This window comes from Kribbella sp. NPDC051770, assembly GCF_040681455.1.
Lineage (GTDB): Bacteria > Actinomycetota > Actinomycetes > Propionibacteriales > Kribbellaceae > Kribbella.
The window spans coordinates 539,241-552,114 of the sequence record NZ_JBFAYT010000005.1; the positions used below are offsets into that span (position 1 = coordinate 539,241).

At 70.2% G+C, this 12,874-nt stretch carries 14 protein-coding genes; 7 read left to right on the forward strand and 7 right to left on the reverse strand.

Annotated elements, in window-relative coordinates:
- The first annotated feature begins 79 nt into the window (after positions 1-79).
- Both AB0M01_RS20240 and panB read left to right on the forward strand, forming a co-directional pair.
- Complete coding sequence (locus AB0M01_RS20240; RefSeq protein WP_363671556.1) at positions 80-1,852, forward strand: NAD+ synthase; 1,773 nt, start codon at positions 80-82, stop codon at positions 1,850-1,852.
- Between the two features lie 1,550 nt (positions 1,853-3,402).
- The gene (gene panB, locus AB0M01_RS20245) at positions 3,403-4,230 is read left to right on the forward strand and encodes a 3-methyl-2-oxobutanoate hydroxymethyltransferase (RefSeq protein WP_363671603.1); all 828 of its coding nucleotides are present in this window, start codon (positions 3,403-3,405) and stop codon (positions 4,228-4,230) included.
- Here panB and AB0M01_RS20250 read toward each other — a convergent pair.
- Together AB0M01_RS20250 and AB0M01_RS20255 are read right to left on the reverse strand one after the other, a co-directional pair.
- The gene (locus AB0M01_RS20250; RefSeq protein WP_363671558.1) at positions 4,227-4,463 is read right to left on the reverse strand and encodes a dihydrofolate reductase family protein; all 237 of its coding nucleotides are present in this window, start codon (positions 4,461-4,463) and stop codon (positions 4,227-4,229) included. The genes panB and AB0M01_RS20250 overlap by 4 nt on opposite strands.
- A gap of 17 nt (positions 4,464-4,480) precedes the next feature.
- Positions 4,481-4,777, reverse strand: coding sequence for a hypothetical protein (locus tag AB0M01_RS20255; RefSeq protein ID WP_363671560.1), 297 nt, complete (start codon positions 4,775-4,777; stop codon positions 4,481-4,483).
- Positions 4,778-4,879: 102 nt separating this feature from the next.
- On the opposite strand from AB0M01_RS20255, the gene AB0M01_RS20260 reads away from it, so the two are divergent.
- Positions 4,880-6,331: a PLP-dependent aminotransferase family protein gene (locus AB0M01_RS20260; RefSeq protein WP_363671562.1), complete on the forward strand. Its 1,452-nt coding sequence runs from the start codon at positions 4,880-4,882 to the stop codon at positions 6,329-6,331.
- On the opposite strand, the gene AB0M01_RS20265 is transcribed toward AB0M01_RS20260, so the two are convergent.
- Positions 6,311-7,219: an aldo/keto reductase gene (locus AB0M01_RS20265; protein WP_363671565.1), complete on the reverse strand. Its 909-nt coding sequence runs from the start codon at positions 7,217-7,219 to the stop codon at positions 6,311-6,313. The genes AB0M01_RS20260 and AB0M01_RS20265 overlap by 21 nt on opposite strands.
- Before the next feature lie 141 nt (positions 7,220-7,360).
- Here AB0M01_RS20265 and AB0M01_RS20270 point away from each other — a divergent pair, with 141 nt between their 5' ends.
- Complete coding sequence (locus AB0M01_RS20270; RefSeq protein ID WP_363671567.1) at positions 7,361-7,858, forward strand: NUDIX domain-containing protein; 498 nt, start codon at positions 7,361-7,363, stop codon at positions 7,856-7,858.
- A gap of 3 nt (positions 7,859-7,861) precedes the next feature.
- Here the strand turns inward: AB0M01_RS20270 and AB0M01_RS20275 are convergent, their stop codons facing one another.
- Both AB0M01_RS20275 and AB0M01_RS20280 read right to left on the reverse strand, forming a co-directional pair.
- Positions 7,862-8,038, reverse strand: coding sequence for a hypothetical protein (locus AB0M01_RS20275; RefSeq protein ID WP_344173722.1), 177 nt, complete (start codon positions 8,036-8,038; stop codon positions 7,862-7,864).
- 63 nt (positions 8,039-8,101) lie between these two features.
- A complete protein-coding gene (locus AB0M01_RS20280; RefSeq protein ID WP_363671569.1) occupies positions 8,102-8,848 on the reverse strand; it encodes a helical backbone metal receptor in 747 nt (248 codons plus the stop codon).
- A gap of 294 nt (positions 8,849-9,142) precedes the next feature.
- Here AB0M01_RS20280 and AB0M01_RS20285 point away from each other — a divergent pair, with 294 nt between their 5' ends.
- Entirely contained in the window at positions 9,143-9,790 is a 648-nt protein-coding gene (locus AB0M01_RS20285) for a histone H1-like repetitive region-containing protein (RefSeq protein ID WP_363671572.1), read from the forward strand.
- 63 nt (positions 9,791-9,853) lie between these two features.
- Here the strand turns inward: AB0M01_RS20285 and AB0M01_RS20290 are convergent, their stop codons facing one another.
- Complete coding sequence (locus AB0M01_RS20290; protein ID WP_363671574.1) at positions 9,854-10,045, reverse strand: hypothetical protein; 192 nt, start codon at positions 10,043-10,045, stop codon at positions 9,854-9,856.
- A 55-nt stretch (positions 10,046-10,100) separates the two neighbouring features.
- Here AB0M01_RS20290 and map point away from each other — a divergent pair, with 55 nt between their 5' ends.
- Positions 10,101-10,949 (forward strand): type I methionyl aminopeptidase, encoded by an 849-nt coding sequence (map, locus tag AB0M01_RS20295; RefSeq protein WP_363671576.1) that lies wholly within the window; start codon positions 10,101-10,103, stop codon positions 10,947-10,949.
- Complete coding sequence (locus AB0M01_RS20300; RefSeq protein WP_363671578.1) at positions 10,946-11,326, forward strand: GNAT family N-acetyltransferase; 381 nt, start codon at positions 10,946-10,948, stop codon at positions 11,324-11,326. Before map ends, AB0M01_RS20300 begins: the two co-directional genes overlap by 4 nt.
- Here AB0M01_RS20300 and AB0M01_RS20305 read toward each other — a convergent pair.
- Positions 11,323-12,717, reverse strand: coding sequence for a peptidase S10 (locus AB0M01_RS20305; RefSeq protein ID WP_363671580.1), 1,395 nt, complete (start codon positions 12,715-12,717; stop codon positions 11,323-11,325). The two genes, AB0M01_RS20300 and AB0M01_RS20305, sit on opposite strands and share 4 nt — an antisense overlap.
- Positions 12,718-12,874: the final 157 nt, after the last annotated feature.

Genomic DNA, 12,874 nt, shown 5'->3' on the forward strand with positions numbered 1-12,874 from the left:
CAGCGCCGCAACCTTGGTCGCCGGTAAAGACTTGGTCGCGTCGCTTCGGAGCGTCGCGCGAAACCAGTAGGGTGCACAGGTGCCTCAGCTCCGGCTTGCTCTCGCCCAGCTCGACGTGACGGTCGGCGACCTCGACGCGAACGCGGACAAGATCGTGTCCTGGACCCGCGGCGCCGTCGAGCGCGGTGCGCACGTCGTCGCCTTCCCCGAGCTCGCGCTGACCGGCTACCCGGTCGAGGACCTGGCGCTGCGCGGCTCGTTCGTCGACGCGTCGCAGTCGAAGGTGAAGACGCTCGCGGCCCGGCTGGCCGACGAAGGTCTCGGCGAGGCCGTGGTCGTCGTCGGGTACCTCGACCGCGCCGCCGGTACGGCGATGGGCCTGGACCGGCTCGGCCGCCCGAAGGGCTCGCCGACCAACGCCGCCGCAGTCATCCACCGCGGCGAGGTCGTCACCAGCGCGGTCAAGCACCACCTGCCGAACTACGGCGTCTTCGACGAGTTCCGGCACTTCGTTCCCGGCAACACGTTGCAGGTGGTCCGGATCCACGGCGTCGACGTCGCGCTGGTGATCTGCGAAGACCTGTGGCAGGACGGCGGCCCGGTCGCCGTCACCCGCGCCGCCGGCGCCGGGCTGCTGCTGGTCGTCAACTCCTCGCCGTACGAGGCGAACAAGGACGACGTCCGCGGCGAGCTGGTCGCGCGCCGGGCCCGCGAGGCCGGCTGCGCGCTGGCCTACGTGAACCTGGTCGGCGGCCAGGACGAGCTGGTCTTCGACGGCGACTCGCTGATCGCCGACGCCGAGGGCACAGTGTTCGCGCGCGCCCCGCAGTTCGAGCAGGGCAGCATGATGGTCGACCTCGATCTGCCGGCCGCGTCGGCGATCCCGGTCGCCGAGCACGAGGGCATCAAGATCGTGCACACCGTGCTGCACGAGGAGCCGCTGGCGGCGTACGAGGCCGTGCCGGCGGCGATCGCGCCGCGGCTGTCCGACGAGGCCGAGATGTACGGCGCGATCGTGACCGGGCTGCGCGACTACGTACGCAAGAACGGGTTCAAGTCGGTGCTGCTCGGGCTCTCGGGCGGGATCGACTCGTCGCTGGTGGCCGCGATCGCCTGCGACGCGATCGGCGCCGAGCACGTCTTCGGGGTCTCCAACCCGAGCATCTACTCCAGCGACCACTCCCGCGACGACGCCGCCGAGCTGGCCGCGCGGACCGGTCTCAACTACCGGGTGATCCCGATCCAGCCGATGGTGCAGCCGTTCCTGGAGACCCTCGGGCTGACCGGGCTGGCCGAGGAGAACCTGCAGGCGCGGGTCCGGGCGGTGATCTGGATGGGGCTGTCGAACGCCGACGGCCACCTGGTGCTTGCCTGCGGCAACAAATCCGAGCTGTCGGTCGGGTACTCGACGATCTACGGCGACTCGGTCGGCGGGTTCGCGCCGCTCAAGGACGTGCCGAAGACGGTGGTCTGGCGGCTGGCCAAGTGGCGCAACGCCGACGCGGTCGCGCAGGGCAAGCAGCCGCCGATCCCGGAGAACGCGATCGCCAAGCCGCCGTCGGCCGAGCTGCGGCCCGGGCAGGTCGACACCGACTCGCTGCCGCCGTACGACCTGCTGGACGACATGCTCGACGACTACGTCGAGCAGGACCGCGGGAGCGCCGAGCTGGTCGGGGCCGGGTTCGACCCGGAGCTGGTCAGCAAGGTGGTCCAGCTGGTCGACCGAGCGGAGTACAAGCGGAGGCAGTATCCTCCGGGTCCCAAGATCACCCACAAGGCGTTCGGCCGCGACCGGCGGCTCCCGATCACGAACGCGTGGCGTGAGGACGCTCGAAAGGCTGCCGACAACTGAGTGGATCCTGGCGGAACCGCCCTTCCTCCGACGCCCCCTGGGACAGCCCGTTCGACGAGCTGCCCGGGCGCTCCGGCCTGCCCGGGGACGCTGTGAGCGATCCCTCACCGGCAGCCGGTGGCGCTCACCCTCCGCATCGGTGGGACGATGAGGGCATGGTTGACAACTTCATGTCGGCCGGTACCAACGGCGACGCCGACGACGAGCTGCCGGCGCCGTACGGGACCGGACCGAAGAACCGGACAACCGAGGAGCACCACCGCTCGGACTACAGCTACGCCGACGACGCCGACAGCTGGCGCGACCGCTCGACCCTCGAGGGTCTCGACCCGTCCCCGTCGCTGCCGAACGCGCCGCGCACGTACGAGCGCGGGCCGGTGCCCCAGCAGCCGTACGTGCCGAAGCCGCCGTTCCTGCCGGCCGAGGAGCGTGGCTACGGGCAGTACCCCGAGCAGGGCAGGCCCGACGAGCGCCGACCCGACGAGCGCCGCCCTGACGAGCGGCGGCCCGCGCAGTACGAGAACGGGCGTGGTGGTTTTCCGCCGCAGGACACCGGTCGTTACGAAGACTCTCCGTTCGCTCCTGGCGCTTACCAGGAGCGGCCGCCGGCCGCGCCTCAGCCGGGACGCCAGCAGAACCCGTTCGCTCCCCAGCAGGGTGAGCCGCCGCGGCCGCCGGTCAACCGGCAGGGACCGCCGCCGCAGCAGCAGGGCACTCCCCCGCAGCAGCAGCGTCCGGCTGGGCCGCCGCCGGGCAACGGCTCGAACGGCTTGACCCAGCACAGCAACGGCTCGACAGGGAACGGCTGGAGCGGCAGCGCTCCGACGCCTCCGCCCCCGCCGCCGTCCAACGGGCTCGCCAACCGGCCCAGTACGCCGCCGCCCGCGCCGAGCAACGGCACCGCGAACGGCAACGGCCAGGCGCCGCCGCTCGGCTCTAGCAACGGAACCGCCCTGGGCACCAGCAACGGCCTCGGCTCCGGTACCGGTGGTAGCAGCAACGGCCACGGCTCGAACGGCATCACCCTGAGCAACAGCAACGGGCACACCGGCAACGGCAACGGGTACCCGGCGCAGCAGTCGACGGGCATCCAGCCGGCCGTACAGGCGTCCACTCCTCCGCCGCAGCAGCAGCAGCAGCGCCCACCGGCCAACCGCCCGCCGGCGCCGCCGCAGCCTCCGGCCAACCCGCAGAACGCGGCGGTCAACGGCTACCCGAGCGACCCGAGCGCGGAGTACGAGAGCAACCACCCGGAGGCGCGCGCGGAGGTTCGCCCGGAAGCTCGTCCTGACGGGCGTCCGGAGATGCGGACCGAAGGCCGTCCCGTCGGTGCTCGCCGTCGGGCCGACGTACAGCAGGACGCACCGAGTCAGGTGAAAGCGGAAGCCGCTGTCTCACACCGAGCACGCCGGGCGCAGCCGAATGCCGCACCTGCTCAGACTCCGGCAGCACGTCCTCAGGGCAACGCCGCGCCGAGCGACGCAAGCAGTTCCGGTGCGCTGGGCAGCTCCGGCGTTCTCACCAACTCCGGCGCGCTCAGCAACTCCGGTGTGCTCGGCACCACCGCGGACGGCAGCAAGCGCCCGCGCAAGTACCGCATCCACCACCTGCGCGACATGAAGAACCGCGGCGAGAAGTGGGCGATGCTCACGGCGTACGACCAGTACACCGCCGAGATCTTCGACGACGCGGGCATCCCGGTGCTGCTGGTCGGTGACTCGGCCGCGAACAACGTCTACGGCTACGAGTCCACCCTCCGCGTCACCGTCGACGAGCTCATCCCGCTCGCCCGCGCGGTGGCGACAGCGACCCAGCGCGCCCTCGTGGTCGCCGATCTTCCCTTCGGCTCGTACCAGGCTTCACCCGAGCAGGCCTTCCACACGGCCGTCCGCTTCATGAAGGAAGCCGGCGTCGCCGCGGTCAAGCTCGAAGGCGGCCGTACCGTCGTACCGGCGGTGGAGAAGCTCACCCAGTCGGGCATCCCGGTGATGGCCCACATCGGCTTCACCCCGCAGAGCGAGCACGCCATCGGCGGCTACCGCGTCCAGGGCCGCGGCGAACAAGCCGCCGGCCTGATCGACGACGCGGTCGCCCTCGCCGAAGCCGGCGCCTTCTCGGTCGTGCTCGAGATGGTCCCGGGCGACGTCGCCGCCGAGGTCACCAAGCGCATCCCGATCCCCACCATCGGGATCGGCGCCGGCCGTGACACCGACGCGCAGGTTCTCGTCTGGCAGGACATGGCCGGCCTCCGCTCGGGCCCGATGCCCCGCTTCGTCAAGCAGTACGCCGACCTCCGCGGCATTCTCACCTCAGCAGCGACGACGTACGCCGCCGAGGTCGCGAACGGTTCCTTCCCCGCCGACGAACACACCTTCTAGCGGCGCACCCGGTAGTCCAGGACGACGATGCCGGTGGTCAGCGGCGTGGCGCTGACCAGGTCGAACCGGGTGGTCGGGAGGTCGCGGTAGAGGAGGGCGTCCGGACCGCCCTGGCCGAGCACGAACGGGTGGAGCCAGAGGCGGAGGCGGTCGAGGAGTCCTGCCCTGACGAGGGCGTGGGTGACTGCGCCGACGCCGAACTGGACGATGTCGCCGCCGGGCTCGGCCTTCATCGCCGTGACGGCCTCGATCAGGTCGCCTTCGATGATGTGGGAGTTGTTCCACTCAGGGTCCTTGGGATGGAGCTGGCGACGTACTTGGGCATTGAGTTCATCTTGTCGGTGAGGTCGCTCGCGGGGAGGTTCGGCCAGACGCCGGCGAAGCTCTCGTAGGTGCGGCGGCCCATCAGGATCGCCGAGCAGCCGAGGACGAGGTCGGACTGAAGGCGGTTGCCCTCCGCGGTGAAGCCGCCCACGTCCGGCCAGGTCTGGGGGTTCTCGATCACGCCGTCGAGGGTGATGTAGGTGGAGTTGACGATCTCGCGCATGGGGTTCCTTCCTCCGGGTGGCGACCTCCAGCATGTGGTCGAATGCGGGAGAGGTTGAAGGTCCACTTCGTACGCCGGCCAGTGGACCATTCGGGAGGCACCGTGGCGGTGGAGTGGAAGGGCGACGGTCCGGGACTGCTGTTGCAGCTCGACCGGGACGCGCCGCGTCAGCTCGGGCATCAGCTGCAGGAGCAGCTGCGCGCGGCGATCCGCGCGGGGGCGTTGCGTCCGGGTGAGCGGTTGCCGTCGTCGCGCGGCCTCGCGGAGCAGCTCGGGATCTCGCGGGGGCTGGTGGTCGACACCTACGCGCAGCTGTACGCCGAGGGGTACCTGGTGAGTGAGGTCGGCTCGGGCACCCGCGTCGCCGACCGCGCCGAGGCCACCGCGGAACCCACCACCGCCGACGACTCCCACTCCGGAGCCGGCTCCGCGCCGCGCGTCGAGCACCCGCCACGGCGCTTCGACGTCGACTTCGAGTACGGCATCCCCGACCTCGCCTCCGCGCCCGTCCGCGACTGGGTCTGGGCGCTCGGCGACGCCGCCCGCCTGGCCCCCGCGACGCTGATGGGCGACGAGCCCGCCCCCGGCGACCCGCGCCTGCGCGACGTGCTGGCGGCATACCACCGCCGGGTCCGCGCCGGCGCCTCGATCCCGGAACGCACACTCGTCACCACCGGATTCCGGCACGCCCTCACCCTCGTCTTCGCAACGCTCGCCAAGCACGGCATCCAGGCGGTCGGCCTCGAAAGCCCAGGCCCCCGCGACCACGACCGCATCGCCGAACGCCACGGCCTCCAAGCAGTCCCGATCCCGGTCGACGAAGACGGCGTCGACGTCGCCCACCTGCACGAGAGCAGCGCCCGAGCCGTCGTCCTGACACCCGCGCACCAATGCCCGACCGGCGTCGCCCTCAGCCCGGTACGCCGCCAGGAGCTGATGGCCTGGGCCGAGCAGGTCGACGGCTTCGTGATCGAGGACGACTACGACTCCGAGTTCCGCTACGACCGCCAGCCGGTCGGATCCCTGCAGGGCTTGGCACCCGAGCGCGTGATCGCGCTCGGCTCGGTCAGCAAGACGCTCGCACCGGGTATCCGGATCGGCTGGATCTTCGCCCCACCGACGCTCGTCGACGGACTCGTCGAGACCAAGGCGCTCACCAGCCGCGGCGCCCCAGCACTCGACCAGCTGGCACTCGCGCGGTTGATGGAGTCAGGCCGCTACGACCGGCACCTGCGCAGGATGCGTACGACGTACCAGGCACGCCGCGACGCACTGATCGCCGCGGTCGACGAGTACCTGCCGGAGCTCCGCCTGACCGGACTGGCGGCCGGCTGCCACGCCGTACTGCGGCTGCCGGAGGGCACGGACGAAGCGACCGTGGTCGCCGAGGCCGAGAAGCGCGCGGTGTCGGTCCGCGGACTCGGCAACTACCAGCTCGGCAACGTCGGCGCAGGCACACCAGGACTGGTGATGGGCTTCGGCAACGTCAACGAGTCCGCGATCCGCCGCGGCGTGCGCGTGCTGGCCGAGGTCCTAGATCCAGGGCAGCGCTGAACGTTCGGTCCAGTACTCCGCGGGCGTCTGCACGAACTCGTCGAGCGGCTCGACATCGACGGCGGCCAGGTTGCTCGCGAGCTGCTCGGCTGTCGTCGCGCCACTCAGCACGACATCCACCCACGGATTGGCCAGCACTGCGCCCAACGCCAGCGAGTCCGGCGCGACATCATGCTGCGCGGCGAAGGCAGTGAAGGGAGTGAGGCCGGCCTTCGCCGTCAGCCGCCCGTTGGCCACCGCCTCCTTGACGACCACGAACCATCCAGCATCATGCGCCTCGGCCAATGCCGGACCCACAGACCGCTCGAGCACGTTCCACGTCGACTGCACCGCCGTGAACGGCCCACCCAGCTTCAACGCCGCCCGCAACGTCTCCGCCTGATGCGGCCCACTCGTCGACAACCCCACCCGTACGCCGTCAGCCGCGAGCTCCCCCAGCCGATCGAGCAGCTTCCGGTCCCCCAGCGCCGGGCTGTCCTTCGTCAGGCTGTGCACCAGGTAGAAGTCCGGCGCCGACCCCAGCGCCCGCAGGGTCTCCGGCCACTGCCGCTCGAACGTCGCGAGCGAGTGTTCCTTGACCTCGTGCTGCTCCGCGTCCGGCCGCCAGTCGGCGACGTACGTGTAACCCCACTTCGACCCGACCGTCACCTGCGCCCGGCGACCGGCGTCCGCAGCGAGCCACTCGCCGAGGAACACCTCCGCGAGCCCGTACGACCGGGCCGCGTCGAAGTACCGCACGCCGGCCCGCCAGGCCTGGTCGAGCAGTTCGTGCGTCCGCCGGCGCAGGTCCTCGACCGCGCGGCCCGGCGGAAGGTCCTCGTCGTGGCCGAGGTTGATGTAACCAGGACGTCCCAGGGCCGCCAGCCCCAGCCCGATGCGTGCCGTCATACCGCCGATCGTCTCACCGTCGCCCAACGTTGGTTGCCCCGGCGCCGGGCCGCGGTTGCCGGACCAGGCCGGAACGGTTGCCGACGGCGACGCGCCGTTCACCGCTCGCAGGACGGAACAGGTCGTCTAGCGTTTTGAGATGTGACAGAACACCGGTTGCCCCCACCAGGCACCGTCGTCCGGCGGACGACGGCCCGCGTCCTGCCCGTCCGCCCGGACGGGAAGGTGCTGCTGCTGCACGGGTGGGACCCGCTGAAGCCCGGTACGCCGTACTGGTTCACGATCGGCGGCGGCGTCGAGGCGGGCGAGACGGTGGTCGAGGCCGGGCTGCGGGAGCTGCGCGAGGAGGTCGGCATCCTGTTGCCGTCCGACGCGCTGGGCGAACCGGTCGCGACTAACACGATCGAGTTCGAGTGGGGCGGCTGCCCGATCATCCAGCACCAGACCTTCTTCGCGGTCGGGGTGGACGCGGTCGAGGTGACGTTCGCGAACCAGGAGCAGCTCGAGCTGGAGACGATCAGCGACCACGGCTGGTGGCACCCCGACGAGCTGGAGGCGACCGGTCAGGCCGCGCACGTGACGATCCCGGGGCTGCTGCGGGTCGCCGTCGAGGCGATCACGCTGCGGCAGGCGTCCTGAGGCTCAGCGCTCGCGCGCCTTCTTCAGCACCTTCTTCTTGACCTTCTTGTCGACCACGTAGTGCCGCAGGTCGAGGCGCTCGGCGCAGCCGGCATCGGCCAGCCGCTTGAGGACCACCGGGCACTTCTTGCACCTCGGCTTGTCCTTGCAGCACTTCTTCTTCGCGGTCATCTCGGGCACGTTTGGAGGATAGGTGAGGCTGACCTAACCGTCTAGCTGAGACGGCAATGATCGTGTCGCAGGTCACGCGAGCTGTCCGCTGAGCACCGTGCGCGCCTCGACCAGTGACGGTCCGTACCAGGTCAGGTGCCGCCCGGAAACGCACTTCGCCGGCTGCTGGAACGCCTCCGGGCCGTCGCCGGGAGAAAAGGCGTAGGGCTCGTCCGGCAGCACCACCACGTCGTACGCCGGTAACGCGGCGACATCGATCCGCGGATAACGGTCGGGTGATTCCACAAACACGTTGTCGATCCCGAGCCGGGCCAGGACGTCGCCGGCGAAGGTGTCCCGGCCGAGCGCCATCCACGGTTTTCGCCAGATCGGAATCACCGCGCGACGGCGTGGCCCGGCGTACGGCGTACTCCACACTTCGCGCGCTTCCCCGACCCAGGACGGAACGTCTCCGGTGATCGCCGAGAGCATTCGTTCGAGTGAAGCCAGTGACTCCTCGACCGTCGTCGGTGTGGTCACCCAGACCGCGACACCGTGCGCGCGCAACGCGTCGAGATCGATCGCGCGATTCTCCTCGGCGTTCGCGACGACGACGTCGGGGCGCAGCCGCACGATGCGTTCGACGTCGGGGTTCTTGGTGCCGCGAACGCGCGTCACGTCGAGGTCGTGCGGATGGCTGCACCAGTCCGTCGCACCGATCAGCAATCGTCGATGCGTGTGTGCGATCGACTCCGTCAACGACGGCACGATGCTGACCACGGTGCTGATTTCATCGGGCAGTTCGACGGGGTCTTCGAGGTCGTCGTAGAGGGTTCGCACCGCGGCTGATCCGATCGTTCGCAGAGAGGTTGCCGAGGACAACACTGTCGGAAAACACTCCGAAGTGGCTGGTTCGTGCGCGTGTCGCCAACATTTCTTCGGCGCCTTCGGGCATGCTCGGGGGTCATCGAAAACCCTTCTGCACAAGGATTTTCGGCATTACCGCCCGAATTGCCGGCGCGGACGCCTTGACCTGTGGGCGATTCAGGTGCTTTACGTGGGCACCAAGTGTTGTCATCATCATGACGACGAGGAATCCACCGTGGTTTTCCTCAGCCGCACCAAGGAGGCAGAGTGCCAGCCAAGAAGGCAGCCGCAGGGAAGGCGACAGCCAAAAAGGCTTCTCCCGCCAAGAAGACTGTCGCGAAGAAGGCCCCAGCCGCGAGGACGACGACCGCGCGCAAGGTCACGGCAGCGAAGAAGACGACGGCGAAGAAGGTGAGTGCGGCCAAGAAGGCGGTCTCCAAGGCACCCGCCAAGAAGACCGCCGCGAAGAAGACCACGGCGGTGAAGAAGACGGCGGCCGCTAAGAAGACGACCGCGAAGAAGGCGCCCGCCAAGAAGGTCGTCGCGAAGAAGACCGTCGCCAAGAAGGCCCCGGCGAAGAAGGTCGCCGCCAAAAAGGTGACGGCGGCCAAGAAGGCCCCGGCCAAGAAGACGACGGCGAAGAAGACCGTGGCGAAGAAGGCTCCCGCCAAGAAGGTCACCGCGAAGAAGGCGCCGGCCAAGAAGGCGCCCGCGAAGAAGGCACCGGCCCGGAAGGTCGCCGCCAAGAAGGCGCCGGCCAAGAAGGTGGCCGCGAAGAAGGCCCCGGCCAAGAAGGTCGCGGCCAAGAAGGCGCCGGCCCGGAAGGTCGCCGCGAAGAAGGCCCCGGCCCGCAAGGTCGCGGCCAAGCGGACCACCGCGCGCAAGGCGCCGGCCCGCAAGGCGACGTCGCGCTAAGGAAGCAACGAACGAGGGGCACCACCGGAGTTTCCGGTGGTGCCCCTCGGTCCGTTCACGAGGTCAGTCGTCGTTCCACTTCGGGTCGTTGTCCCAGGCCTCGCTCTTCTCCTTGGCGATCTCCAGCGCCCGCGCGGCTTCCTCGCGCGAGCTGTACGGACCGAGCCGGTCCGCGGACTTCGCGCCCTGGTACGGCTCGACCTCGCCGGTCGTCGTGTTGTAGTACCACTCGTTGCTGTGATCGTCGTCGGCCATCGCAGCGGACCACCTTCCCGGTGAAGTTGTCGCAACTAACTAGAATGATTCCACCATGTCGATTCTCACTCCCGGCATCATCTCGCCGCGCCGCCCGGTTCCCGCCTCCATCCCGCGCCCGGAGTACGTGGACAAGCCCGCGCCGGCGCCGTACGAGGGCTCGTACATCACGTCCCCCGAACTGGTCGAGAAGATGCGCGTCGCGAGCAGACTCGCCGCCCAGGCCCTGCAGGCCGTCGGCGAGGCGGCCAAGCCCGGAGTGACCACCGACGAGCTCGACGCGGTCGGCCACGAGTACCTGGTGGAGCGCAACGCGTACCCGTCGACGCTCGGCTACCGCGGCTACCCGAAGTCGCTGTGCACCTCGGTGAACGAGGTGATCTGCCACGGCATCCCCGACGACCGCCCGCTCGAGGACGGCGACATCCTGAACGTCGACATCACCGCGTTCCTGGACGGTGTGCACGGCGACACCAACGCGACGTTCCTGGTCGGCGACGTCGACGAGGAGAGCCGGCTGCTGGTCGAGCGCACGCACGAGGCGCTGATGCGCGGCATCAAGGCCGTGAAGCCCGGGCGCCAGGTGAGCATCATCGGGCGCGTGATCGAGTCCTACGCCAAGCGTTTCGGGTACGGCGTGGTCCGCGACTTCACCGGGCACGGGATCGCCACCTCGTTCCACTCCGGCCTGATCATCCCGCACTACGACGACGAGCGTTTCGACGACGTGATCGAGCCCGGGATGACGTTCACCATCGAGCCGATGCTGACCCTGGGCAGCTACGACTACGACCTGTGGGACGACGGCTGGACCGCCACCACCAAGGACAAGTCGCGCACCGCCCAGTTCGAGCACACACTCGTGGTCACCGACACCGGCGCCGAGATCCTCACCCTGCCGTGAACCTGACCCGGTACGACCGCACCCACCTGGACGGCGTACTGGCGATCTGCGCCGCCGAGGACTGGCCGAGCTTCCCCGCCGACCCCGACCGTGCCCACACCGTCCTCACCGCGCCCGGCGTCACCAGCGTCGTCGCGGTCGACGGCAACGAGGTCGTCGGCTTCGCCTACTTGCAGAGCGACGGCCACATCCAGGCCCACCTGTCCCTGATGGCCGTCCGCGCGGACCACCGTCGCCAGGGCATCGGCCGCGCCCTCCTGGAGTACGCCGGCCCGCTCACCGGCGCCCTCCGCGTCGACCTCGTCACCGACACCGCCGAGGACTTCTACCAGTCCTTCCAGCACCACTCCTACCGCGGCTTCCGCATCTACCCCTAGCGGTTGGAGGCCGCGCGGACGAAGGCGGCCAGGTCCTTGGACTGCTGCTTCCGCGAGGGCTCGTGCACGTACATCATGTGGCCGGCCGGGTAGTAGCGCAGCTCGATGTTGTCGCGGAGCTCGGCGGGAATGCGCAGGCGCGCGACCGTGTGCTCGGTGGCGAAGTACGGCGTCGCGCAGTCGTAGTGGCCCGACGCGATGTGCACCTTCAGGTGCGGGTTGGCGCGCATCGCCTCGGCGAGCTGGTCGGCGACGGTGACGTGGTTGTTCTCGAACTCCTTGAACGACCAGTCCTTGGCCGCGTCGGCGCTGATGATCTCGTACGGGAGGTCGTTCAGGTACTCCAGCTCGGCGCGCACGTAGTGGTTCAGCGCGGCCGTGTACGGGCCCATGATCGCGCGCATCGACGGGTCGTCGACCGACACCTCGCCGGCCGAGTCGGCGTCCCAACCGGTGAAGCGGGCGTCCAGGCGGCCGACCACCTTACGCTGGGCGCGGAGCAGTTCGGCGAAGAAGCGGGTGTGCTCGATCCGCAGGTCGACCCGGTCCAGGTAGTCGGCCGACAGGCCGGTCAGCGCGGACAGCTTCTCGATCACCTCGCCGCGGTAGTCCGCCGGCAACCGGTTGCCCTGGGCAAGCGCATTCGGGTACCGGCCGGCGGCGTACCGCTCGGCCTCGGCGAGCACGTCGGACAGCTCCCGGTCCGGGATCAGCCCGTGGTAGTGCGCGGCCGCGGCGTACGAGGGCAGGAACAGCGCGTACGGCAGGTCGTTGCCCGGGGTGAAGTCGAGCGTCGCGAACTCGAGCACCGCGGAGATCAGCATCACGCCGTTGAAGTACATCCCGTGCCGGTTCTGCAGGTGCGCGACCAGCCCGGCCGCGCGCGTCGTCCCGTACGACTCCCCGGCGAGGAACTTCGGCGACATCCAGCGCCCGTTGCGCGACGTCCACAGCCGGATCACCTCGCCGACCGACTCCAGGTCGGGCGTGAACCCGTGGTACTCCCCCGGCTTCTCGCCCTCGACGGCCCGCGAGTACCCGGTCGAGACCGGGTCGATGAACACCAGGTCGCTGACCTGCAGCAGCGTCTCGGCGTTGTCCACCAGCCCGTACGGCGGTGGCGCCAGCTCGCCGACGTCACCGGACACGACGCGGCGCGGCCCGAGCAGCCCGAGGTGCAGCCAGATGCTCGACGACCCCGGCCCGCCGTTGAACGCGAACGTCACCGGCCGCGTCCCGGGCTCCGCGCCGTCCAGCGTGTACGACGTCAGGAACACCTCGGCCTTCGGCCGGTGCCCGTCGAACTTGCCGTCGGTCAGCACCTCGCGGCGCAGCACGATCCGCCCGGTGGTCGCGGTGTACTTCAGCTTGCGCCGCCCGGCGGTCAGCACGTGCTGCGTCGTGGTGAGATCGTCGGGGGGGGGGGGGGGGGGGGGGGGGGGGGGGCGCGGGGGGGGGGGGGGGGGGCGCGCCCCCCCCCCCCCCGGCCGCGCCCGCCCGAGCGCGAAGGGGAGGGGGCAGGTGGGGGGGGGGGCGCTGGACGGGGCG

Coding starts and splice junctions, on each gene's coding strand:
- AB0M01_RS20250 (WP_363671558.1), bottom strand. CDS start 4,463: ATGAAGGCCGAGCCCGGCGGCGACATCGTCCAGTTCGGCGTCGGCGCA.
- AB0M01_RS20255 (WP_363671560.1), bottom strand. CDS start 4,777: ATGCGCGAGATCGTCAACTCCACCTACATCACCCTCGACGGCGTGATC.
- AB0M01_RS20265 (WP_363671565.1), bottom strand. CDS start 7,219: ATGACGGCACGCATCGGGCTGGGGCTGGCGGCCCTGGGACGTCCTGGT.
- AB0M01_RS20290 (WP_363671574.1), bottom strand. CDS start 10,045: ATGGCCGACGACGATCACAGCAACGAGTGGTACTACAACACGACGACC.
- map (WP_363671576.1), top strand. CDS start 10,101: ATGTCGATTCTCACTCCCGGCATCATCTCGCCGCGCCGCCCGGTTCCC.